This is a genomic window from Paenibacillus sp. MER TA 81-3 (assembly GCF_023713585.1).
Taxonomy (GTDB): domain Bacteria; phylum Bacillota; class Bacilli; order Paenibacillales; family Paenibacillaceae; genus Paenibacillus_B; species Paenibacillus_B profundus.
Map to the genome: position 1 here is coordinate 1 of NZ_JAMAWB010000036.1, position 23,834 is coordinate 23,834.

The window sequence follows — 23,834 nt, forward strand, 5'->3', positions numbered from 1 at the left end:
CTTCAAGCTTCGTTGCGTTTTCCATGTTCTTTTCCTGCCTATCTTCTTCTATTTCCTTCTTTATTCGACATGCAGGGTTGAAATTCCTTACCATAATCCTCTAATTCTTTTGTTCAACTTATATAGTTGAGAACTTGAGTCATTTACAAATAATATATGTTTTCTTCTTAGTTGTAATATATTCACATGCCAACTAAACAGAGGGTCTGTCTCACCTAATTCAACAGGAGCTACATTCATATCTTTTAAAAGTTTTTGAGTAAATCTAAGTGCTAACATAAATTTCTCTCCTGAATCAATTTTTTAATGCTTTATTCAAAAAACTATAGACCAATCCCATAATAATTCCGCTATTTTTTGAAAATTTTATGCAGCCTGAAGTTGTAACTGCTTATTCAACCGATCACAAGCTAATTTCATGCCATTATAAATCAACGTAACCAAGTGGAAGTGAGCTTTCGCTTTCTGTCCTGACCGATGTCTCACATTGTTAAGTTGAAAGTATTCTTTTAAATATGCATTCACTCGTTCAATAGCGATCTCTATTTCGCGATCTGCTTCCATGATACGGACCCGCGTGCTGGAGCTGTATACTTTCTAAGATCTGTTGTAATTTTCATCTTGTAAACCTTCTGGCAAAGCGAGTCGTAGGCTAATGGGCAACTTTCGCATTCCTTTGGTCGAACATATTTGAGCGTTTCATACCTTGGATCATAACTATCATAGCGATATGAATGTTCCCGCACACAAGTCGGAGCGAAATATTCATCAAAGCCGCTTCAGACAGCATGAAGCCACAGTCCAATCGAAATAAGATATCTTCCCGCAGGCGCTTCACGAGATCCTTAATGGTCGGAATTCGCTCAACAATTCTGGCAATGAGAGAGTAAACCATCGCCGGATAATTGACTTCAATCGGAGCACCATGACGCGACTTTTTTATGACCAAACGAAGAATAGGAGCAATGTCTACGGCTGAAAAATCGTTCAAAACGATGACACTGTTCCATTTTAAATAAATCTTGCAGGGTAAACAGGCTCTCGTGTCGAATATACGGCATAGGGAGTCGCCTCATCTCTTTTGGTGTAGTTTCGTCGCTAACACTTTCGAGATTTGGGGAGGTACTCCTTTTTCTATGTCCAAAAAACCTTGTCATATGAAGGGGTTAGATTTCTATCACACAGTCGCCGAAATCCGCAAAAATGTTCAGCAGTTTATGGACGAGATCATGAAATATCCCTTGTCCATCATCGATCGTCTTTGTGTTAGATTCTAAGTGATTCAATAATTCAACTTATATAGCAAGAATTAACCATTCATTTCATTTTCTTTTTTAATTCCAGGTCTAGAAATGAGCCAAATGCCAAAAATATAAATTATAACTCCAAAAAACAAACCAATATTTCCATACTTGTCAGACAACTTAAGAACAATTATTGGTCCTATAGCTAAAGCAAAAGCTATTAATAACAATAATGATAGCCAATATAATCGTTTTCCTTTTTCAAAAAACAAACCCCAAATAGGTCGAATTATCATTAAATAAATTATAACAACAATAAATATAGCACTTAGTAACCATCCAAATACTCATATATTCCTGATATAAATAACATGAGACCATAAAATATATTTTTTATTCCGTCATAAAGATCGTTAAACATGATATTCACCTAACCCATCGGTTGAGAGATTGGCTTGATACTTATTACATGTCTTTCATATAACATTCTTGCATTCACGACGCCGAGAACCCTAAGGTTCCGTAGGGACCGGCCGCGACGCGGTTAGCTGGTGTGTCCGCCTGTCTTCGCTCCACTGCTCACAACTTCGGGCGGCCCGAGGGGCTTTAGTCCCGATGCGTGAATGCGGTGTTATCGGAAGTAATATATTCCCTTTGATATACATAATATTTTTTAACCATTCCATCTCCTAAATACCTTAAATCCAAAAAATTCTAATTGTTCATCAATTGTTTGTATTGAGCGGATTTGCCTTAGATAATTTATACTTTTAAATAACCAACTGTCTTTTTCTATTAGTTCTTCAATAATTATAGTTCCTTCTGGAAATAATTTGTTTAGCTGTTTAATATATTCCTTCTCTGATGTTCCGATATAATATGTAGGAGAGTGCGGATATATATTACTATTGAAAACAAAATTAAAACCTAATTTATTAATATACTCAGGAATATCAACCTTATGTTGTAGAGCTTTGTCCTGGATTATATAATATAAATTCCTATCAATATTTTCTAGGTTAGTGACATATCTACTTGGGTAGTGTTGCATAAGTAAAGTAATTATATCAATCGTATCTTTTGGATATTTAGATGTGGGTATAAAAATGTATCCTAAAAATTCAAAGTATTCTTGAAGAGATCCATTGAAATTTTTAGTTCTCATTATTGCTTTAATCTTTTGATAAAGTTCTTGAGGTATTGCTTTATAGTATGTTATTTTTTTGTTTTTAACATGTTGATCAATGTGATTAATTAGATCTAACTCTTCCTTCGAATACTTCATCTTCGACTCCTTAATATACATATTATTTCCGATAGCGTTCTTGTATCTACGAACTCGAGAGGCTTAAGGCAGCCCCAGCGACCGGGTCCGACGGTCTTAGCCTCACAGGATTGTCTGCCTGAATCCGCTGCTTCGAAAAACCTCGGGCAGACCAAGGAGCGCACGCGACGTAGCAGGAAAACGGTGTTATACGCTGGTTCGTTCTTCTTCGAATTCACCATCATTGCTTGTTTCTCAGTAGGGTTGTACAATTGATTTATAAGGTCTTTTCGGAGGTGTTCATATATGAAATGGGTTAATATCCGTGATATTTATCCCGAGCGTTGGGTTCTAGTTGAAGCTCTAGCTGCTCATTCAAATAATCACAAGAGAACTATTGAGGAAATGTCTGTAATTTCTGAATATGACAACCCTAAACATGCCTGGGCCTCCTATAAAAAACTTCATTTGTCAGAGCCCACTAGAGAACTCTATGTGTTCTACACCGGAAATGAATTTATTGAAGTCATTGAACAGCCCTTTACCGGAATTAGAGGCCTTCAATGAAAATCCATCTTATAAATGGTCTTCCTATTGTCTCTCTCCCTTTATCTTACAAGAATAAATCAACTCTTTTGCATAATGTCTTACTGGATACTGGATGCTCCACAACTATCTTCGATACTGATCTCGTTGAACCTATTGGCTTAGATATAGACTTTATTAACGGAAAATCGGTACGGATGTATGGAGTTGGTAGCTTAAGTGAATTATGTTATCAACAGATTGTCTCAAATCTCTCTATTAGTTGTTTCATAAAAGCTTTAACGAACTTGCGTATAACGATATGTTGTTATAGGATGGATCGGCCTTCTTAGTGTTACTTACAAAAGCTCTTTACAAGGTTTCACGATTCCTTTCGTTTGGTGCTCTTATTATTATACAGTCTTTATTTTCCCCTTGTTTCAAGTTCCTACTGATTCTTTAAGTCTTCTAGTGTTATAACGATCTTCATGAAAGGTGGGATTGCCTGTGGAGCAGGTACTTCATCAAATTCTTCAAGAACTTAAATCTCTTAAAGGAGAAGTTCAAAAACTCAATCAAAATCAACTTCTTCTAGACAAAAATCAACAACAAATGGCTCTTCAAATTAATAGTATTTATCAATCTATCGTACGATGAGAAGATGGGCAGCCTAAAGACATTTTCGCGTTTATGGAAAGAATACACAACAATTGTAGTCACTCTGAACTGCCCCCCGTCAAGTAGACAATAGAATAAAATAAAATGCTTATGCAGCCTTAGCTCGTGCTTCCATCGGACTAAGGCTGTTTCGTTTTTTCTGTAACCGTTCGTAGTTGTAGAAATGAATGTAATCATCGATATCCTTTTCATGACCTATGATCCTGTTCCCTTTTCTGAAAAAGCGAAGTATCAATCAGATGAACATCTGTCACAACTGCCTGCTTTTTTTCTAATTTGGCTCCATCATGCTCTTAGAAATTCATTCGATGAAACAGAATTATTCAAGTTAATTTTTGTGGTCATTATTTATAAGAAAAACCCTCCATTATAGCACCAGACTTTTAAGTGATGATATAGTGCAGAGATGAGGTGATAGGATTCATGAATACGTACAAAACAACAGAAATAGCGCACAGCATTGGAATCCATCCTAACACTGTGCGGTTTTATGAGGAACTTGGACTTATTCCAAAAGCAGAACGGAAAGCGAATGGTTATCGTATTTTTACAGATTTCCATGTGGAGCAGCTTACATTTGTGAGAATAGCGCTACAAGTTGAGGTTTTGCAAAACGGTCTGCGAAAACAAGCAATTGATATTATTAAGACCTCGTCCGCCAGAAATTTTGACAAAGCTATTCATCTGACGAAGCGTTATTACCAACAAATAAAAAGAGAACAAAGAAACGCAGAAGAAGCTATAGCGATTACAGAAAAGCTGTTGTCAGGCGAAAACCAAGAACTGAGCAACGCTATTTTAACCAGAAAAGAAACGGCTGACCTTCTGCAAATCTCAATGGACGCCTTAAGGAATTGGGAATTGAATGGTTTATTGACGGTGAAACGAAAGCAAAATGGGTATCGTGTTTATTCCGACGAGGATATCAGGAGACTGAAAATAATACGTTCTTTACGCTGCGCAAACTATTCCCTTGCAGCTATTTTGCGAATGCTGAATGCGTTATCCAGTGATCCCAAAGCGGACATACGAGAGGCCATTGATACACCCGAAAAACACGACGACATTATCTCCGTTTGCGATAAACTACTTACCTCCCTGCAAAACGTCGAGAACAACGCTCGAATGATGCTCACTCACCTTGAGGAGATGAAAAAGCAATTTACAACAAACCCTACACTTTAACACCAGACTTTGCTCTGGTGTTATTTTATTTATGCAAAGAAAGCATTTAGGAGGGATTTGATAACGTGGAAACAACGATCAAGGTAGAAAACTTGAGCAAGTCTTACGCCAACGTCAAAGCAGTTGATCATCTAAGCCTATCGATTTGTCGTGGTGAAGTATTCGGCTTGCTGGGCGCAAACGGTGCAGGCAAAAGCACCACCATTGAGTGTATTTTAGGCACCAAAAAACAGGACAGCGGTACGGTGTCCATATTGGGAATGGATCCGCAAAAAGAACGAAAAAAACTGTTTGAGAAGGTCGGTGTTCAATTTCAAGAAGCCAATTACCAAGAGAAGATAAGAGTGGCGGAACTTTGTGAAGTCACTGCATCTCTTTACAAAACCCCTATGGATTACGCAAGCTTGTTACATCAATTTGGGCTTTCCGACAAGCTGAAAAGCCATGTAAGCGAGCTTTCGGGAGGACAGAAGCAACGACTGTTCATCGTGCTTGCGTTAATTCCCAATCCCGAGGTCGTATTTTTAGACGAGTTGACTACTGGGCTTGATGCGAGAGCAAGACGAGATGTGTGGAAAAGCCTTGCTGATTTAAAAGCAAAAGGGTTAACCATTCTGTTGACCTCTCACTTCATGGACGAGGTGGAAGCTCTTTGTGATAAAATTATGATTCTGAAAAAAGGGGAGAGCATTTTTTTCGGGACAGTACAGGAAGCGATTGCGGCTAGTCCTCATGAGAAATTTGAGGATGCATATCTTTGGTATACAGACGAGGAGGAAAGAAAATGAGAGCATTTAGGGCGTTGCTCAAAACAGAGTGTAAACTGTCTCTTCGCGGGATGGACATGTTCATCTTTGCGATCTGCATGCCTATCGTCGTCGTGATCATTTTAGGTGCAGTTTTCGGAAATAAGCAAGCTTTCGATGGCGCAGCTTATACCTTCCTGGAACAATCCTTTGGAGCGGTGGCCACGATTGCAATATGCGCTGGGGGAGTTATGGGACTTCCTTTAGTGGTATCCGATTACCGAAGCAGGAGGATACTAAAACGTTTTAAGGTAACCCCGACCAGTCCCGCTCTTATACTAGCCGTACAAGTTGTCATTTATGCGATTTATTCCATTGCTTCACTTATCCTTGTTTATATGACTGCAACCATTTTTTTTGGTTATCAATTTCATGGCTCATGGCTACAATTTTTAGGCGCATACTTACTGGTCATGCTGTCCATGTTCAGCATAGGACTACTGGTGGGTGGACTGGCGCCAAACATGAAAACAGCAAGTGCTGTAGCCAGCCTGCTATATTTTCCAATGCTTATTTTCTCTGGTGCTACCTTGCCTTATGAAGTTATGCCTGCGGCGCTTCAAAAAGTGGCCGATATATTACCGCTAGCACAGGGCATTAAGATGTTGAAAGCCACTTCACTTGGCATGCCAATGGATCGTGTCATCATTCCCGTGGTTGTGATGATTGTACTTACAGTGATATGTATGAGTATGTCTCTTCGCCTCTTCAAATGGGAATAATCGGTTGATCTTTCATTTTACACTTTGATACATTTTTTCCATTGTGTTATTATATATATATAATAAAGGCCAAGTGCGCTAACACTTGATCCATACAATTGGCTTGGATGGTTTATTCACTTCTAAGTCGTATGAACAAAACCCACCTTCGGTGCTAACCTTTGAGTGGGTTTTTACTTTCGCTTGTTGTTAAAATTTTCTCCCGCTCGATGGACAATCGCCCTCTCTATTGAAAAAAAGTTGACCTAATTTAGAGTCGCAATCTGCCGATAAAAAACTTTCGAAATTCAGGTCAATATGTAATGGGATGGTTATATATTGAATAATAATCATTTTTAAACGAGGTGGAACAGTGTCAGAAAATATTCCAAAAATGATTTCCATTGTGCTATATATGGTAACTATGCTAGGTATAGGGTGGTATGCTTTCCGCAAAACGACAAACTTGACGGACTATATGTTAGGGGGACGTTCCTTAGGACCTGCTGTAACTGCTTTAAGTGCTGGCGCTGCCGATATGAGCGGATGGCTGTTAATGGGGCTTCCGGGAGGGATTTACCTGACGGGACTGTCAAATATCTGGATTGCCATTGGCTTATCAGTTGGCGCCTATCTTAACTGGCTGTTTATTGCCCCACGTTTGCGCACATACACGGAAGTTTCCGGGAATTCCATTACCATTCCGTCGTTTTTGGAAAATCGATTTAAGGATAGCACCAAACTTCTGCGGATCGTTTCCTCTATTGTTATCCTAACTTTCTTTACGTTCTATATATCCTCAGGAATGGTGGCAGGAGCCGTCTTTTTTGAAAACTCCTTCTCCCTTCCTTACATAGCGGGGCTGCTCCTCGTATCCGGAGTGGTTGTTGCCTATACATTGTTTGGGGGCTTTCTTGCTGTCAGTTGGACGGACTTTGTCCAAGGGCTTATCATGCTGTTTGCCCTTATCCTTGTACCGGTGTTAGCAATGAGCGAGACGGGTGGGTTTGCCAACACAGTTGATACAATCAGCTCCATAGATCCGTCCCTTCTGGATTTATTTGCTGGCACTACTGCGCTCGGCATCATCTCCGCAGTTGCCTGGGGACTTGGCTATGTTGGACAACCGCATATTATCGTCCGCTTTATGGCCATCCGCTCTGTACAGGAGACCAAAACTGCGCGACGTATTGGTATGGGCTGGATGGTTGCCTCATTACTTGGCGCTTCATTAACAGCATTGGTTGGTCTTGCTTTTTTTACACAAACAAATTATACATTGTCTAATCCAGAGGCTGTCTTCATTCAACTTGGACAAATTTTATTCCATCCGTTTATTGCCGGACTTGTCCTTGCTGCCGTATTGGCTGCAATAATGAGCACGGTTTCTTCTCAGCTCATTGTAACCTCTAGTGCATTAACAGAAGATTTATATAAGCTGATTCTGCGTAAAAATGCCTCTGATAAAGAACTTGTGTTCTTTGGACGAATGTCTGTTCTAACGATTTCAGTCATCGCCTGCCTGCTTGCGCTGGGCGGTGAAAACAAAACCATTTTAAGTCTCGTCGCTTATGCCTGGGCCGGTTTTGGCGCTTCCTTTGGCCCCGTTATCCTGTTAAGCCTGTACTGGAGAAAAATGACCAATTGGGGTGCCATTGTCGGAATGTTAGCAGGCGCAACAACAGTGATTATTTGGAAAAATATTGACTTGCAAATTACTAAAGATATATACGAAATCATTCCCGGATTTATCGTCAACCTTATCGTCAGTATTGTCATAAGCCTGTTTACCTATCAACGGGACGAAGCTATCGAGAAAGAGTTTGATACCAGCTTGAAACTGTTACACCCAAATGTAGAAGAAGCATGACAATTGCGGGTAGGGGGAAATTCCTCTCCCCCACCTCTGTATACACATCACCATATGTGAAAACGATTCTCAGATGGAGCAAGCCAGTCCCCGTTCGGGACGTTCACCCTAAAGATAACGCCCATGCCGGGCTTATGCGAAGGACTCTGGAATTGGGTCAAAGCGGATGTAGTGAATAACGTCTTCTATCACACTGTAGATGAGATTTTCGGAAGAATGTCTGCTTTTGTGTTGAAAGAACCTCAAGCAATCATTGACCGTCCCTGTGTGCGAATGAAGTCTGATAGAGTCGACCAAATCATCACAATAATTCTCTTCATTAAAAACTCCTGTTTGTCTTCGACCTGCTTCATGCATACCGACCGTATATTTCCGATTTTCTAATATCCCTGCTTTTGCTAATAAATAGGGTGATCTTGAAATTGAACCAATGATCACTTCGCTATTAAACTCAATGCAGCAATGCGGTTAGGTGGTGCGGATATGTCCCGGCATTCGCTTCCCAGACTAATCGCCCAGGATCGAGGCGCTTGTCTGCCGATGCGTGAACACATTGTTATACGCTGTTGTTGGATTTTATTGAAATTCCTACAATATTAGGGTTTAAAAATACTAAGATTACGCTAAATTAAACGTTTATCATAAAACACAATTGTCATTTTATCGTTAATTTGCTTTATTTCCCCCGTCTTTTGATAACCTAACTTTTCATAGAGATAACAATTACTCTGCTCTTGTAATATTGTTTCCAACTCCCAATTTCTCGCGTCGTTATACATATTTTCGATAATCGAAAATACTTTTTGAGCAATTCCTTTCCCTTGATGTTCAGGCAAAATAAATATTGGGCTGATGCGATAGGTCTTATTCTCTTTCTTTACAATTCTAATTGCACCTACGGAAACATTGGAAATTTTTATAATGTAATAATCCGTAAATGATTGATTTAATCGATCTATTATTCGTTCCACAGATTCATTAGCAGGGCTGGTTTCATAATCTTGATATTTATCTAACAACGGCATAAAGGCTTTGATTTGCATTTCGTGAATAATCGATGCTTCATTAAGACCTGATTTGAATAAAGAGATATCCATTTTATTACCCCCTCCAGATACAAACTTATGACGTGTTCTATTTATATATCGGTTTCCAGCAATTGTGTATAAAGTTCTTGTATCTACGAACCCGAGAGGCTTAAGGCGACGAAGTCGCCGAGTGGCTCCGCCACTTAGACTCGCAGGAAACCTTATACGCAACCATTTTGGCTGCCGAAACTTTTCCTTAAAAGGAAAGAGGATTGGCAAAAGAAGATGCTCGAAAAGTTAGATCAAATTTTCAAAGTTTATTTTGGTCATAAAGAAGTTGGATGGGAATGACACCATATAAATATGTAATGGATCATCGTTTACAAAGAAGTGTGGAGTATCTCAAGACAAATAAATACTCAATCACTGAAATTACTAGTTTAACAGGATTTAATCAAGTAACTCATTTTATTCAAGTATTTAAAAGGAAGTATGGTAAAACACCTAAGGAGTATCAAAAAAATTGAAAAATCTCTCCATGTAAGTCGGCTGTTTATACTTCACTCCATTAGTTTCCTCTGGTTCTACAGCCGAGTTTGTAAAGCCGGTAATAATCTTTTATTTATCTCTCTTTTCCGTGGTGTGCTATTCAGTAACTTGAAAATAGTAAAGTCGAGCTTGTTCATCTCATCCCATTCATTCCAATCAGAAGCATTAAAATCTCTGCTTCTCCCTTTGCAACGTGTTACAAAGGCATGTTAGGCACTCCACTCATCTCTAACATGCCTTTGTCTTATTAAATCTGTTAGGACTTAACATGTCAACCGATCATAATAATCTCATAACCAATACTCTTCCCCGTGACTGGCTAAAAGTCTAGCTAACCATGTAGGAAAATCAGAATTTTCGAGGAAAGTCCTAGGCTGCTTTATACCCGGGCAATCATTTTACAAGTATGGTTGTGCCGTCGAATTTCGTAAGCTTAAATCCGCGGAATGGCTCGTTAAAAGTATGCCTGTAGTTGCGAAGCAAACCAATGGCGGCAGCCTCGCCCAAATTCATGCCATCGAAACAGTCAGAGCGATAATGAATACCAGCAAATGCTCGAGCGATGGCCAAGTTATTGGCAAGCTTATTCAATTCACCGCCTACTGTGAGCGGCGCTCCGTTAAAAGGCTCAAGGGACAGGCCGTCGTCGCTCGCTGTAACCGGATTCGGAAGAACAAAATCTTCATTGAAGAACGCCTTTAACATAGTGACGCCTGCGCCGGCAATTACGGCATGACCTGCCGGATAGGACGGATGTGCCGGGCAGCCTTCCGGGTAAGCCTGCGGCAGCAAATAGGTGCCGTATTTATTGAAGGTTAGATCAACTGCGGGAGAATTCAGGAGCTGGTCATTAATCGGATAATTTGCTTTGTTCGTTATTTTATGTTGAACGAGACCGCCAAACTCTTCCGGCCGAAGTCTCCGATGCACAAGAAACTTCTGATACCAGGCAGACTCGAGCGAGAAATTCGCGGCCCGCGCGACCAAATCCAAAATATACGGAGCACCGAAGGTGACAAATCCGGTTTGGGTGCGAGATTGGGAATACGGATTGGCCGGATCGAGTGCGGAAGGCCCCAAGCTCAACAAATATAAACAAGCCATTAACACGCCTTGATAAGAAAAATCTTTATGCACCCATTCGCTTACATCTCTTCCGTTTCTTAAAAAGCGAGGCACCGGATCGTAAACGATGGAAGCAGACGGAGCAGCGCCGTTTTGAATGCTCAGCCATGATTGATAATCTATTAGAAAATGTTGACCCGCCAAAGGAACCTTGTATTTTTGAATCATGGCAGTGGTGCCAAATGGAATATCTTTATATAAAAATTGTGAGATATATGGACCTGTCAGATCGCCTTGCGTAACGCCGCGAAATAAAGTTTGCGGCGTTACTTGTCCATTTATTTTGGGCCCGTAAAAATCCGTCAGATTTGAAAGGTTTTCCGCTGCTGCAGCCGCTAATGGATCCCTATCGTAGCTGTTGAACGGAACATCGCGTAGCAGCGATTCCCAGTACAGTTCTACCATATCGCTGGCGGCCGCAGCACTGTTTATCGAAGGCGGAGCTGGAATCGTTAATGCATGTCCGTCGGGGCCGGCAAGATCATACACGTAAGCGCCTTGCGGATCAACGAGCTTGAGCGTTCCCCCGAGCGGAATTTTTTCAAATTTACTTGGCTTTCCGCTTTTCAATGCTTTGAGATATGCCTGGTAAGCATGCCGATCGACTTCTCCAAGACCGTTATGCGGCAGGCCCTTCGAGAAGTTTCCGATTTTGTTCGGATATTTTTTTTCATCGTGATTGCAGGGCTGCGGTAAGATTTTGCGCAACTTTTCTTCAATGGCAGCTTGTTTCCGAATTTGATACGCGTTACATTGCCTTTCCTCCGGATCTAAAGGGCCGAATGCACATGAGTCATCCATATGATTCCTCCTTGAGCGATTAGTAAGAAGCACAAAGTTCTTTACAGTCTATTCAAATTTATCGTTTTAGTATGGTTATATGTAGATTACTAGGCCGTAAAAGAAAAAAAGGGCTTTATTAACATTTTTGCCTGCAAACGTGGCACTTGACCAAATTAAGTATCTAGTTTTAAAACAAAAAGCGTAAAATGATAATGGAAATAATACCTCCCACTACGGTTCCCAATAGACTACGTGTTTTTATCGCAATAAAAAAAGTCGGTATGGCTGCAAAAAATTCGATGTTATTTGAAAGAGATGAAATCTTTCCATCATGCATAAATATCTCTTGACCTATCAAAGCAGCTATAACAGAAATGGGAACATAATTTAACCATCGCATTCCCCATTCTGGTAATTCAAAACGGCTAAGCACCATAAGAGGAACAACCCTTGGAATGAACGTTACAAAAGCTGAGCCTAAAATAATCAAAAAAACGTCCCATCTTACCTCCATTTTTCCACCACCATTCCTATTGTTGAAGCAATAATTGTAGCAACAATAACCCCCATACTGCTGGAAAACACGAAAGAACTTCCTACAGCAATGACAACTGCTATAATTGCGACAACGATATCAAGTTTAATTTTATTTCGCCCTAACATGGAGAGTATGAGAATTCCAATAAACATAGATGGCAAGGCAAATTCTAGACCAAATTTCTCGGGATTCGAAATCCATTGTGCCAAAAATGCGCCTGCTACATTAGCTATAAGCCAATTTACATAAGCTGTTATGTTGAGGCCATGCATCCATTTCTCACTGATTCGTTTTTTCTTCGCAGCCTCGGTAATCGCGACACCGAATGTCTCATCGGTGAGTAGAGAACCTACTAGCATGTTTCGAAGAGGAGACAGATGCCGAAAATAAGGTGCTAGTGCTGCACTAAGTAAAATATGACGAAGATTCACAAAGAAAATCGTAATAATAATGGCCGGAAGCGAACTACTTGTTGCTATCATTCCTGCAGCAATAAACTGAGCTGAGCCCGCATAGAGAATTAAAGACATCAGAGCGATCTCAGCTATGCTAAGTCCCGCAGTCTTTTGGATAACACCAGCAGCTAACCCGATACTTAAATAACCCAGTAACGTAGGGATACAATCTTTTACTCCTCGGATAAAGCTGTCTTCATCTCGCTGAGACGAATTCATTTGGACGTTCGACAGACTCATTTCATCCCCTCCTTATTTTGAAAAATTAGCAGCTAACACACTAACTACTACGAAAAAAGTGAAAGAAAATACGGTTCAATTTATTTGAACCGTTTTCCAGTAACAACATGAAATAGGTTAGGGTCGTTTTTCCAAAGAGCTTCTGTTTTCTCTGGGCCAACTTCTTTAACTAATTCTGAAAACATAATGTCATGCTTGATGTATTCCATCGCGATTAACACAAGTGCTGGGTCTTCTGTTTTTATCGCCCATGCAGGTGTATTTGGCGAAAAATTAGCAATTAATACTTCTTCATTATCCCGTGCAACAATCGTTAATCGACCGTTCATACGTTCCTCAGCTACTTCTGGAGCCATGTAATTGTGATGAGTAGTTACACCCAGCTGAATCTCAGGTGCTCCAAAAAGAATGGAAAAAACGTGGATATCATCATTTATCCGCCTATCTATAGCACCTTTTATCGAAGCGAATTGTGGCTCCCAAATCTACAACCATATTTCTTCTTCTGCTTTATCTATAATATCAATCATTTCGGCCGCAACGCGCTCATCACTGCTGATGCGTCGAATGACATCTACTTCCTGTTCACTTTCTAACGCAGATAAATTCTTTTCCAGATAATCCATAGAATTGTCAAAGTCATTACGCAATCGTCGGATTAATTTTTTTGCTGGTAAGGGGGCATAGGTTGTGAAAAGCCCCATTTCTGAAGTTCTTTAAAAAGTTCTTCCATGGCAACTCCTATAGTAGTTAGTGTGTTACTTACTATAAAACATAATGAATTAGCTGTGCCCTGAAACTCTTTTTGCAGTCGCAACAGTGACTTGGCGCACTTGAAGAAGACTTCGATCTCCCAGCGCATCCGGTAGATCCGGATGATGTCCTGGGCGGTCAAAGCCAGATCCGTCGAGAGAATGGCAAGCCACTCGTTCTTCTTGGAACGATGACGGACAAACACGACCGTCACCGGGATGCCGGGGGCAAGCTCCGTTCGGATGTGGCGAAGGATATAGCGGTTGTTGCCCTCAACACGCGGCGCAACAGCATACAGCTTTTTGAGGCACAGTCGCTGCTCGTTCACGAGGTAGCGCTTGTTATCGTTCTTCACCATGCCGATCACTTGCAGTCCACGGCGAGTGACTTCCTGAATGAGCGGTGCATGCGTAAACCAACTGTCCATGAGGACATACGACGCGGAAACGCCGGCTTGTATGGCACGGTCCAGCATAGTCGAGATCACTTGCGGGGCAGAACAAAAGGCTTCCTGGCGGCGCTTGTAGCCATGAGTGCGTTTGTCGATACCTTCCATGATGCCGTTAATACCGGACTTCGCGGAACTGAGCAGCGAAAAGTCCATGGGGATGAACGAATGGCCGTCTGACCAGCCCATCGTCAGCATGCGGAATCCCTTATAGAACGCACCCGTCGCATGATCCTTGAAGCGCGCTAGCATCTCGACGGTTTTACTCCGATTACGCTCGAACATGGAGTCATCAAAGATGAATGCCGTCTCACGGCTTTCCGAGGTCAGTTTCTCGATACGCTGCACGGTCTCGCCACTCAGCGACAGTAAGAACCGCCGCCAGGCGTACCCGCCGTGATTGAGAAACCGGTAAACGGCATCTTTGCCGGGAAACACCTCGCCTTTGTTACTTTCCAGCAGGCGAAACCAGTTCTTCTGGTGAAACAAAAGAACGAATACGAGGCGAAATAAGCAGGCACAGGTGAAACCAAACTTTTTCTTGAACCCCGCGGCATTTAAGTGTTTGAGCACATTCAGTTCTTGAAAAGCCGGTTTGATTTCTCTTGGCAGTTGATCGAAAGACTGCTTTTGTTCTATCATATAGAGGACACCTCTTCTTTATGGTAGTGATTGTTCGACACTCTCACTTTACCAAACGAAGCGGTGTTTTTCTATTTTCGTCAAGTAGATAATCCAATCATTCTCAAATCTATGCAGTACGTGCTGTTAAGCTAATTTTGGCTCTGCGAAAGTTGAGTTACAATCACTATAGGAACTATTTTTTTCATGATTTCTTTATTCCTTTTCATTTTAACACTCACCACCATTTATCTTAAGCGGACGAGAAGTCGAAAATGGCGCACGACCGTTATTCTATTTAACCGCATTCTTTTTCTCATTTCTGCTTCTTACTAGTTATTCATGAGGAAATCTACGGCCTGCCATCCAGTGTAAAAGCATACGATGATTCTCTCGACTGCTTCTAGTTCCTCTTCTATCACAATCCCCAATGATTTGACATACAATATTCTACAAATCTATGTATATCCCCTTCTATTTTATTGGTAAAAATATTCACCCATTGTCTTATTTATCAGTAGAGCATCCTCTTAGAACGCGGATAAGTTTGAAGCCTTGCATTACAGTGGACTCCGTTCCATGACATAAAAAAGACGCCTGGATATAGAATATCTCAGCGTCTTCATCGTCATTTTAGTCATCTCTGTCATGCAAGGCTTGGTTGATCTTCATCCTGAATTGATCTAGTTTATTTTATTTCAATGATTACTTCCTTCTGCGGCCATGGCTATTGCTTTTGTCGGATGTACTGTACCAAATGGATGCTCAGGTGGAGCGTAGATCGTGTAAAGTTTGAGCGGTTTATTCCCTATGTTGATTACATTGTGCCACGTACCAGCAGGAACCAAAGTTGCATAATCCTCATTGACTCGTTGCTCGATGTCTACTTTGTCTTTGCTTGGCCCCAACCTGACAAGCCCTTCTCCCTCCTCAATTCTTATGAATTGATCCGTGTGAGGATGTACTTCCAAACCGATATCATCCCCGACATTAATACTCATCAGCGCCACTTGTAGGTGCTCTCCAGTCCATAAAACGGTGCGGTAAGTATCGTTTTGCTTCGTGGCATGATCAATGTTCACTACGAACGGATTTGGACCGTAATCCTTCAATATCATATTTCCCATACGTTGGTTCCAGGCATAAGGCCATAGATATTGACTCCAGCTGTAATCATAAGGGTTCACATTAAAACCTCTAAGAGGGTTGTTCACGGCGTAATACATAGAATACTGACATTGCGGGCAATTGCATGGGTACATCTTCATTCACCTCGTAATGATTTTGTTATGCACCCGTTATCCTATGCAATCGCCTATAGAGTCGGAATCAAACATGTCATATTTAGTTTTGCTGCTGCGGGTTATTCCTCGGGATTTCAAGGTCGTGGTGTCCGTTAGAATAACGCTCCCCAGTTTCGCTAGTCGAATTCAGATAATCCAAGAGAAAATCGGGTCAAATCGCAGGCGCGCTCTAACCCGATACCAGCCGGTTCGCATCCACGTTGATAAGCACATTCGGAATTTCTGCTGGTTCGATAAAGGTAATGCCTGCCGTATGAACATTGTGGCCCATCGGCTTAAGGATTTGCAGCAAGAGCTCTTTACTGTATTGCTCTGTCCTATGGACTGAGATTTGCCCTAATTCTTTTAATGCATGCAGGAGCAGATCGTCCAAAAGCACGGTCATTTTATGCGTATTGGTCTGCATCACTTGAATATATTCCATTACCGAATCCATATCGGGACAAATCCCTGCACGTATGGCCTCTAGATATGCATTGATCGTAGTTAGAGGGGTCTTGAGTTCATGGGATAAATTCGATACCAGCTCTTTCTGGGCCTTATCTTGCTCATCTCTTCGTTTGTTAAGATGTATGATTTCCAGCCTCATTTGCTCGAACATGGCGTATACTTCTCCGATTTCATCCATCCGGCCATACTCCGCTTTGTGCTCGTAATCTCCCTTTAGAATCGCTTCCGAATAATATTTTAATTTTTGAATGGGCCGGATAGTATCGTTGTTGATTTTCCTTCTAAGGAACCACAATAAAATGAATACCAGCAGTAAACATATCACCATCAGGAAGAGAGGAATAAGGATGGTTTGATGTGATTGTTTTGGGATGACAAATGCTGCTGGCAATGTAAAAATGGCGTTTCCGATTTGAGTTTGTGTTTCTGGGTTGATGACGGGAAAAGCAATTTTGAAAAGATCCTTATCTACCTTCGAATCATATAAATCATAATGAAGTGAAGTCCTTAAATCGATGGTTTGGACCGGCGTTTCAGGTGCAGAATTAAAAATAATTCTGCCATCCAACTGTGCAAACAGAAGGCGCACGTCGCCATTTTCGCTCATCTTCTGCAAGGTTTGTCGCACTGTCGCATCCGTAGCGATCGCTTTATGATTTTCTTCAAGGAATAACATCATTTCGTTGACCTTGATCCGCACTTGATTAATGACGTAGTTCGTCTGAACATTGTCTTCTTTCCCAGTCCATATGATGTACGCTCCACAGCCGATCACGATGACAAGGCATAAACATACGGCCATAATCCACTTTTTTAACCAACGGCTTACATACATGGTAGTCCCCATCCCCTGATCTAATCCGAGCTGAATTTGTAGCCAACGCCCCAGACCGTTTTAATATAAGTTGGGTTTGAAGGATCCGGCTCCAGCTTTTCTCGCAATCTTCGAATATAAACAGTTATTGTGCTTTCATCCCCAAAGGTGTCGTATCCCCATACTGCATCTAATAGCTGGCTTTTGGAGAACACTTGATTTTTATGTTTGGATAAGTAGTACAGCAGTTCAAATTCTTTGGCAGATAACGAAATTTCTTGACCCTCAACGGTTACCTTGTAGGCTTTTTTATCAATGAGAAGGCTCCCAAACTGCAACGATTCATTTTGCTTCGGCTTATTTTCCATGCTTCCTCTCCGCAAATGGGCATTAATTCTGGCGACAAGCTCGCTTAGTGAAAATGGCTTTGTCATATAATCATCCGCACCAAATCCGAGTCCAAGCACCTTATCCGTATCGCTGCCTCTAGCGCTCAAAATTAGAATCGGCGTATTGCATGTTTCGCGAATTTGGCGGCAAAGCTCAATCCCGTCCACATCCGGAAGCATGATATCCAAAATAATAAAATCGGGGGACAAGGTGTCTATGAATTTCAAGCCATCCTGACCGTTCTCAGCAACCCATACCTCATATCCGCTGATCGTTATGTAATCTTTCAAAATACGGGAAATGTCTAGTTCATCTTCAATAACGAGTACTTTCCTTGGTAGATTCATCGTCTAATCTCCTCTTTGTATAATATATTTTCAGGTTCGCGTCTTTAATAAAAATAATTGGCCAAGTTGAATGATCATAATTAGTTCTCTTTGTTCAACATGTTATTCACATTTATTCCCTATATCATTTTGGGAAATGATCGATATCATCTGGTTCAAATTATTGTACATCTTTCCTATATATCATAATTTAACTCACTTTTCTAAAATAGACCTATACTAATTTTCACTGTGATAGAAGTTGTCAACAAGTTCCTTCACGGCAGCCCGGTTAGGAATCGTGTTGCAGCGCGGCCCCATATTAAGGCATATGGAATTTATTACTTCAAGGGTGGAATGTGTGACCTTTTTGATTGCTGTGAATTCCAAGTTGTTGCTACCATAGTTCAACGTAGCAAGTTTATTCGAATTCACGAAATGGTAGAGGAGTTATTCATGATGAAAAGAATCGTAACACTAAGCACACGCAAACTGATGGACACTGCAAAACACGGCGGATGCGGCGCATGCCAGACATCTTGCCAGTCTGCTTGCAAGACTTCCTGCGGCGTTGCCAACCAGCGTTGTGAGAACGCAATGAACAAATAACAAATAGGCAATGAAACTCACCGCCGTCCTTCCAAGGACGGCGAAGTTGTTTCTACGGATACCACCTGCAATTTGTAGACAAAAAGGAGCTTGATTCGCAGTATGATTCATCAATACCAACTGAACGGATACAACATCGTGATCGACACCTATAGTGGCTCAGTGCATGTTGTTGATGACCTGGCGTATGAGATCATTGCGCTTTATGAACAGGAAACACCCGAACAAATCCTGGCGTTAATGAAGGAAAATCAATATTCAGAAGAAAGCATTCGAGGGACAATCTCAGAGGTCGAGGATCTTATAAAAAATGAGCAGCTGTTTACAGAGGATGCGTATGAGGAACTGTCTATTCAGTTAAAAACACGTAAAACGTATGTGAAGGCGCTCTGTCTCAATGTCGCGCATACTTGCAATCTGTCGTGCGAGTATTGCTTCGCCAGCCAAGGGAAGTACAATGGTGATCGAGCAATTATGAGCGTAGAGGTTGGACAAAGAGCAATCGATTACCTGCTCGAAAATTCGGGCCATCACCGAAACCTTGACATCGACTTCTTCGGCGGAGAGCCGCTTATGGCTTGGAAAGTCGTCAAAGAGATTGTAAAGTATGCACGAAGCAAAGAGAAGGAATGGAAGAAAAAATTCCGCTTCACCTTCACAACGAACGGCATGCTGCTCAACGATGAAGTTACCGAGTTTTTAAATCAGGAAATGTACAATGTCGTTTTAAGTCTGGATGGTAGAAAAGAGGTTCATGATCGGCTGCGCACAACCGTCACCGGTAAGGGCAGCTATGATTCTATCGTGCCGAAGTTCAAGGAATTCGTCCAAAAGCGCGGAGACCAGGAATACTATGTACGGGGAACGTATACGCGGAACAATGTCGACTTCACCAATGACATCTTCCATATCGCGGATCTTGGCTTTGACAAACTCTCGATGGAACCCGTCATCTGTGATCCACGTGAACCCTATGCGCTTACCGAGAAGGATCTCCCGGAGATTTACAATCAGTACGAAATTCTCGCCAAGGAAATGATTGAGCGCAGCGAACAAGGCAGAGGGTTTACCTTCTATCATTACATGCTCGATCTCTCAGAGGGACCGTGCATCCAGAAGCGAATCACGGGCTGTGGATCAGGCACGGAATATCTCGCCGTCACGCCATGGGGCGAACTGTTCCCTTGCCACCAGTTTGTTGGGGATGAAGCGTACAGCATGGGTAACATCTGGGATGGCATCACGCGACCTGAGTTGCAATGCCAATTCAAAGAGAGCAACTGCTACACGAAGCCGGAGTGCAAGGATTGCTGGGCTAAACTCTACTGCAGCGGCGGCTGCCCTGCTAATGCATTGCATGCGACGGGCTCCATCAACGGAAGCTACGAGTTTAGTTGTGACGTTTTCCGTAAACGGATTGAATGCTCGATGATGGCGAAGGTTGCCGAGTCTATTCGAGAGATGGAAGAGAGTGAAGTGTAGATAAATGACAGAGGGGCATCGAGCCCCTCTTTGCTCTTTCAAATATAGTACATCCTTCTAGTCGACTGCTAAGCATTTTCCGTTCAAATCATAAGACAGAGTTAACAAAATCGGTTTTTTCTTCTGTATATTTGTGTTTATTATGGGTCAAGACGTTGATAGCTAACATTTCTTTCCGAGGGATCCTATTCTACTACGGCTTCTGTTATTTTCCCATCTAGATCTCTAATCGCATGCACCGAATTATCCTGAATGATGCCTGTTTCTACAAAACCAAATGAAGCGTATAATTCTTTAGCTATGACATTACTTTTATGATAAAAGAGGCCTACATATTGTGCTTCCCCATATGGGATATTTTCAATATCCGCCAACATTTTTTCAAAGGCAAGCTTGCCATATCCTTTCCCCTGATAACTCTTATCAATCATAAAATGCCAAATGAAATAGGTCTTCTTCCCGTAATAAACTTCATTTTGAAATGATTCATGATCCGTCGTATCATAAATATACATCAAAAATCCAACCGCAACTCCATCGGCATAAATAGCAATGGGAGTCGCTGGTATCCCGTCTGCGTTCAACATATGAGCGTCTGCAAAGCTTCTGAGGTTAGTAGTTTGTATAAAGTCTTTCTGGTTTTCTCCAACTTCAAGTGCTATTACTTCATCTATGTTATCCCCGGTTATTTTTCGTAATTCTATCATTTTTTTATCTCCTCTCCTAAGACAAGCCACTTTCACACATGGCCTAAAACATTCCAAATACCATTTCCATAATTCTCAAAATAGGGTACACAAAATATTCACCAATGCTAACTCTTTTTCCCCTGTGATTTCTAATCCTTGTTCCGCAAAATGGCCCGTTTGTTGAATTGTCATAATCCATCTTGTGATGTTTATAGCTTAAGCACCATCTTGTAATTCCCGGGCTCCGCCCGGAAACCGATAAGATCACGGTTAATTCGGAGCATCGGGACGTTCATGGAATCGTTATGCGTTCTCAAATAAGGGACTCCGCATACACGTGCTGTTTGGATGCCGAGCAGCTTTAAGGCAAGCGCGATGCGGCGGCCCCGGTACTCCGGCAGAACGCCGGTATATTCATGATACATCGCCTGCGTCTGCTCGTTCTGCAACAATGTGACGACACCGATGTAGCGGTCGCCGTCCTTGGCGATATGGATCCATTCCGGGCGCACTCCGCTTTGTCCGATGCTCCATTTCTTCCATTCTTCAAACCAAGGGAAATCGCCGGAAAAACCGGGTATATCCGGCTGCGTGACCTTGTACAGCTCATAGAGCTTTCTTTCCCTATCTTCTCCCGGCTCATCGGCTAATGTAATGAACTGAATTCCGGCCCGCTCTGCCTCTTCAACCGAAACAAACAGGTTGTCGTCGTCAAACGATGCCAGATCCAAAACGGATTCGAATATATGGCGCTCCTGTACGTAACCGCGACGTTCGGCAAAAGCTGTCGACGAAGCGTCCGCATCTCTCAACATAACGGTCAGACGAGAGGCTTTAACCTCTGCCGCCCATTGGTGAAGCGTATCGTACATCGCCTTGCCTACCCCGTTCCCGCGGCTTTCCAGGTGTACGACAAGGGTGAGGAATAATTCACCCGGCTCCGTCCAAGGTGCCCTCCAAGCGATAGCGTAAGCAACAACTTGCCCCGACTCATCTTCCGCTACCCATTTGGGACGATCCCATCCTGTCAGCTCGCCCTTCTCATTGTAATCCAGCTTTCCCGGAGGGATTTGGTCCTCCTCTTCCTTCAAAAGTTCTGCCGTTATCGGTTCCGACCAAACCGTATTGAGCAGCGACGCAACCGCAGCAAAATCGTCCGGCTCTCTCATCTTTCGAATTATAAATTTCATCGCTATCATTTCCTCCAAGTTTTCCTAACCCATCCCAAAGACATTATCCCATACATGGAGGCTTCTTTCACGGTAAAATATGGATTTATTGAAAAACTCACTGCCGATTTCCTAGCAAAGTGGTCTCTTCTTCAATCCCTAAAACCCCCTTATTTCATCGCAAGAAAATGGTACAAAAGGATGCAGCAAGTTAGCCAGATTAGTTATAACCTGAATGCATGTACCTTTGCCATTGTTCATCTAAGAAAACACAAAAAACTCTCATCCCAAAGGGACGAGAGTTGTGCTCTCGCGGTACCACCCAATTTTATTAATGCCTTCAACGGGTTGCAAAACCTCAACCTCAATTGGTTCTTCCTTTAAAGTCAATATTACGATAAAGGAGATGCAGTATAACGCAGCCAAGTAGTTCATTACGATCGTCATACCAAGGAGCGAATATACTATGCCAAAACAAGATGTACATTTACTCATGAGTTTAAGAGACAAATGTCACTGATAGAGAATCTAGAAAATCCGACAAAGAATCTGCAATTGGAGTTATGCTACCTACGATTTGCTTGAATGTGCTTGCAAAATTCCAAGAATGAAGGTGCTACAACTATTGCATCATCAGGGTCGTAACTTTCTTCGTAATCCACATATTTAATCTCCCCGGTTTGAATATCAATCCAAAAATCATTATCCGCATGATTGTCGGCAAAAGGGATATGAAATAGAATGAAATTCTCAAAATCCTCAGAATAATCTGCCCTTCTATCTTTTGCTCTTTCCATAGACATTGTGTAATAAGAATCATCCTTATCCTCGATTAACGGAATATGGAAGAAACTCCCAATCTCTATCGATAAATAATCCTTATTTGATATTTCATAAAAATGATCAGGATAAATATATGCCCCTTTAGTAAAAACCCCTCCATTATTAGCAAGGTAAAACGCGATAAAATCTTTTTCCCCTGGAAACTCATCAGATACAACTTCATTTATTTGGGACACTGATATTGCCTTCCATGAATCCTCAAAACAAATATCATGATTCATTAATTGAATATGATTCCCTTTAGAATGGTTGTTCATTTAAGTCCCACATCCCTTTTTAATAGTTATTAGCGCCGCCTATATGTGGATTACTTGAACTTATAGTTTCGGGGTGTACTTGTTTAACCATCTACATTACTTCCAAAAGCAAGATGTTTGCAAATCCTGAAAGCTGATTTCTTTATATCCTGTTTGAATCCCTCTCATCCTATTCGATGTACGTTCCACCTTATCTTCACCAACATGAGGAGCTTCTATTTGAAAGATTTCATATTTCCCTAACGATTTATTTACTCTAAATTCTAACGCCTTTGTTTTATTAAGGAGAATTACTCCATACTCCCAATCGAAATCCTCAGATTTACATACATATACGAGAATATCCTTGGACTCTAGACATTCTTGGAAATCAAATAATTTCGGAGAGTCTTCATAGAATTCAATCGCATGCAAGTATCGTTTTCTTTCTGAAAAATACAACTTCAATTCAACTTCTTGATCATTAAAAATTTCTATGTAATAGGATAAAATCGTATCATACTCCTCATCACCAGACATGTTATTGCAATATCTTTTTAGTATGTCATAGGGTTCGTCATATACACTGTCTTCATATGTAGTAGGCTCCAGAATAAAACGATAAACTATTTCATATATACTATGTCCTTCTAGCTGACTGCTAAGCCTTTTTCTTATTTCCATGATAAACTCCTCTACTTAAATATAT

The 23,834-nt window shown here is 41.4% G+C and carries 24 protein-coding genes and 4 pseudogenes; 9 read left to right on the forward strand and 19 right to left on the reverse strand.

The features are described 5' to 3' along the window. Positions 1 to 87 precede the first annotated feature (87 nt). The 5 genes and pseudogenes from M3650_RS30060 to M3650_RS30075 form a co-directional block, all read right to left on the reverse strand. Positions 88 to 279 (reverse strand): DUF6933 domain-containing protein, encoded by a 192-nt coding sequence (locus M3650_RS30060; protein WP_251579958.1) that lies wholly within the window; start codon positions 277 to 279, stop codon positions 88 to 90. 87 nt (positions 280 to 366) lie between these two features. After that, a pseudogene (locus M3650_RS33255) lies at positions 367 to 776 on the reverse strand (transposase); the annotation flags it as partial. Positions 777 to 835: 59 nt separating this feature from the next. Next, positions 836 to 991, reverse strand: a pseudogene (locus tag M3650_RS33260) (IS5/IS1182 family transposase); the annotation flags it as partial. Between the two features lie 318 nt (positions 992 to 1,309). Then, a complete protein-coding gene (locus M3650_RS30070; RefSeq protein ID WP_251579960.1) occupies positions 1,310 to 1,474 on the reverse strand; it encodes a hypothetical protein in 165 nt (54 codons plus the stop codon). Between the two features lie 443 nt (positions 1,475 to 1,917). Continuing rightward, positions 1,918 to 2,529, reverse strand: a complete 612-nt coding sequence (locus tag M3650_RS30075; protein ID WP_251579961.1) for a hypothetical protein — start codon at positions 2,527 to 2,529, stop codon at positions 1,918 to 1,920. A 285-nt stretch (positions 2,530 to 2,814) separates the two neighbouring features. Here M3650_RS30075 and M3650_RS30080 point away from each other — a divergent pair, with 285 nt between their 5' ends. Continuing rightward, on the forward strand, positions 2,815 to 3,075 hold the full coding sequence (locus M3650_RS30080) for a hypothetical protein (RefSeq protein ID WP_251579963.1): 261 nt from the start codon (positions 2,815 to 2,817) through the stop codon (positions 3,073 to 3,075). A gap of 465 nt (positions 3,076 to 3,540) precedes the next feature. Then, the gene (locus tag M3650_RS30085) at positions 3,541 to 3,690 is read left to right on the forward strand and encodes a hypothetical protein (protein ID WP_251579964.1); all 150 of its coding nucleotides are present in this window, start codon (positions 3,541 to 3,543) and stop codon (positions 3,688 to 3,690) included. Between the two features lie 109 nt (positions 3,691 to 3,799). Here M3650_RS30085 and M3650_RS32805 read toward each other — a convergent pair whose 3' ends face one another. Then, positions 3,800 to 3,946, reverse strand: a complete 147-nt coding sequence (locus tag M3650_RS32805; protein WP_369011166.1) for an IS3 family transposase — start codon at positions 3,944 to 3,946, stop codon at positions 3,800 to 3,802. A 188-nt stretch (positions 3,947 to 4,134) separates the two neighbouring features. Here M3650_RS32805 and M3650_RS30090 point away from each other — a divergent pair, with 188 nt between their 5' ends. The 4 genes from M3650_RS30090 (at position 4,135) to putP (ending at position 8,273) form a co-directional block, all read left to right on the forward strand. Next, positions 4,135 to 4,896, forward strand: a complete 762-nt coding sequence (locus M3650_RS30090) for a MerR family transcriptional regulator (RefSeq protein ID WP_251579966.1) — start codon at positions 4,135 to 4,137, stop codon at positions 4,894 to 4,896. Positions 4,897 to 4,961: 65 nt separating this feature from the next. Next, the gene (locus M3650_RS30095; protein WP_251579967.1) at positions 4,962 to 5,684 is read left to right on the forward strand and encodes an ABC transporter ATP-binding protein; all 723 of its coding nucleotides are present in this window, start codon (positions 4,962 to 4,964) and stop codon (positions 5,682 to 5,684) included. Beyond that, entirely contained in the window at positions 5,681 to 6,424 is a 744-nt protein-coding gene (locus tag M3650_RS30100; RefSeq protein WP_251579968.1) for an ABC transporter permease, read from the forward strand. Before M3650_RS30095 ends, M3650_RS30100 begins: the two co-directional genes overlap by 4 nt. 352 nt (positions 6,425 to 6,776) lie before the next feature. Continuing rightward, on the forward strand, positions 6,777 to 8,273 hold the full coding sequence (gene putP, locus M3650_RS30105; protein WP_311295171.1) for a sodium/proline symporter PutP: 1,497 nt from the start codon (positions 6,777 to 6,779) through the stop codon (positions 8,271 to 8,273). Positions 8,274 to 8,896: 623 nt separating this feature from the next. On the opposite strand, the gene M3650_RS30110 is transcribed toward putP, so the two are convergent. After that, positions 8,897 to 9,370 carry a GNAT family N-acetyltransferase gene (locus tag M3650_RS30110; RefSeq protein ID WP_251579969.1) on the reverse strand — a complete coding sequence of 158 codons (474 nt, stop codon included), beginning with the start codon at positions 9,368 to 9,370 and terminating at the stop codon, positions 8,897 to 8,899. Positions 9,371 to 9,648: 278 nt separating this feature from the next. On the opposite strand from M3650_RS30110, the gene M3650_RS32810 reads away from it, so the two are divergent. After that, on the forward strand, positions 9,649 to 9,828 hold the full coding sequence (locus M3650_RS32810) for a helix-turn-helix domain-containing protein (RefSeq protein WP_369011167.1): 180 nt from the start codon (positions 9,649 to 9,651) through the stop codon (positions 9,826 to 9,828). 415 nt (positions 9,829 to 10,243) lie between these two features. Here the strand turns inward: M3650_RS32810 and M3650_RS30115 are convergent, their stop codons facing one another. The 8 genes and pseudogenes from M3650_RS30115 to M3650_RS30150 all read right to left on the reverse strand — a co-directional run bounded on the left by M3650_RS30115 (position 10,244) and on the right by M3650_RS30150 (position 18,118). Continuing rightward, positions 10,244 to 11,776, reverse strand: a complete 1,533-nt coding sequence (locus M3650_RS30115; protein ID WP_251579970.1) for a vanadium-dependent haloperoxidase — start codon at positions 11,774 to 11,776, stop codon at positions 10,244 to 10,246. Positions 11,777 to 11,945: 169 nt separating this feature from the next. Beyond that, the gene (locus M3650_RS30120; RefSeq protein WP_251579971.1) at positions 11,946 to 12,272 is read right to left on the reverse strand and encodes an AzlD domain-containing protein; all 327 of its coding nucleotides are present in this window, start codon (positions 12,270 to 12,272) and stop codon (positions 11,946 to 11,948) included. Then, on the reverse strand, positions 12,263 to 12,991 hold the full coding sequence (locus M3650_RS30125; protein WP_251579972.1) for an AzlC family ABC transporter permease: 729 nt from the start codon (positions 12,989 to 12,991) through the stop codon (positions 12,263 to 12,265). Before M3650_RS30125 ends, M3650_RS30120 begins: the two co-directional genes overlap by 10 nt. A gap of 80 nt (positions 12,992 to 13,071) precedes the next feature. Beyond that, positions 13,072 to 13,680, reverse strand: a pseudogene (locus M3650_RS30130) (TrmB family transcriptional regulator); the annotation flags it as partial. Positions 13,681 to 13,745: 65 nt separating this feature from the next. Continuing rightward, positions 13,746 to 14,834, reverse strand: a pseudogene (locus M3650_RS30135) (IS4 family transposase); the annotation flags it as partial. 677 nt (positions 14,835 to 15,511) lie between these two features. Continuing rightward, positions 15,512 to 16,039, reverse strand: a complete 528-nt coding sequence (locus M3650_RS30140) for a cupin domain-containing protein (protein ID WP_251579976.1) — start codon at positions 16,037 to 16,039, stop codon at positions 15,512 to 15,514. A gap of 247 nt (positions 16,040 to 16,286) precedes the next feature. After that, positions 16,287 to 17,342 (reverse strand): histidine kinase dimerization/phospho-acceptor domain-containing protein, encoded by a 1,056-nt coding sequence (locus tag M3650_RS32405; protein WP_251579978.1) that lies wholly within the window; start codon positions 17,340 to 17,342, stop codon positions 16,287 to 16,289. Between the two features lie 80 nt (positions 17,343 to 17,422). Then, on the reverse strand, positions 17,423 to 18,118 hold the full coding sequence (locus M3650_RS30150) for a response regulator transcription factor (protein WP_251579980.1): 696 nt from the start codon (positions 18,116 to 18,118) through the stop codon (positions 17,423 to 17,425). A gap of 438 nt (positions 18,119 to 18,556) precedes the next feature. Between M3650_RS30150 and scfA the strand changes: the two genes are divergently transcribed. Further along, positions 18,557 to 18,706 carry a six-cysteine ranthipeptide SCIFF gene (scfA, locus tag M3650_RS30155; RefSeq protein ID WP_076321126.1) on the forward strand — a complete coding sequence of 50 codons (150 nt, stop codon included), beginning with the start codon at positions 18,557 to 18,559 and terminating at the stop codon, positions 18,704 to 18,706. Between the two features lie 102 nt (positions 18,707 to 18,808). Further along, entirely contained in the window at positions 18,809 to 20,188 is a 1,380-nt protein-coding gene (scfB, locus tag M3650_RS30160; RefSeq protein WP_251579982.1) for a thioether cross-link-forming SCIFF peptide maturase, read from the forward strand. A 185-nt stretch (positions 20,189 to 20,373) separates the two neighbouring features. Here the strand turns inward: scfB and M3650_RS30165 are convergent, their stop codons facing one another. The 4 genes from M3650_RS30165 to M3650_RS30180 form a co-directional block, all read right to left on the reverse strand. Next, positions 20,374 to 20,895, reverse strand: coding sequence for a GNAT family N-acetyltransferase (locus tag M3650_RS30165; RefSeq protein ID WP_251579984.1), 522 nt, complete (start codon positions 20,893 to 20,895; stop codon positions 20,374 to 20,376). Positions 20,896 to 21,086: 191 nt separating this feature from the next. Further along, positions 21,087 to 22,067: a GNAT family N-acetyltransferase gene (locus tag M3650_RS30170; protein WP_251579986.1), complete on the reverse strand. Its 981-nt coding sequence runs from the start codon at positions 22,065 to 22,067 to the stop codon at positions 21,087 to 21,089. A 545-nt stretch (positions 22,068 to 22,612) separates the two neighbouring features. Then, positions 22,613 to 23,146, reverse strand: a complete 534-nt coding sequence (locus M3650_RS30175) for an SMI1/KNR4 family protein (protein ID WP_251579988.1) — start codon at positions 23,144 to 23,146, stop codon at positions 22,613 to 22,615. Between the two features lie 96 nt (positions 23,147 to 23,242). Then, the gene (locus M3650_RS30180) at positions 23,243 to 23,809 is read right to left on the reverse strand and encodes a hypothetical protein (protein WP_251579989.1); all 567 of its coding nucleotides are present in this window, start codon (positions 23,807 to 23,809) and stop codon (positions 23,243 to 23,245) included. Positions 23,810 to 23,834: the final 25 nt, after the last annotated feature.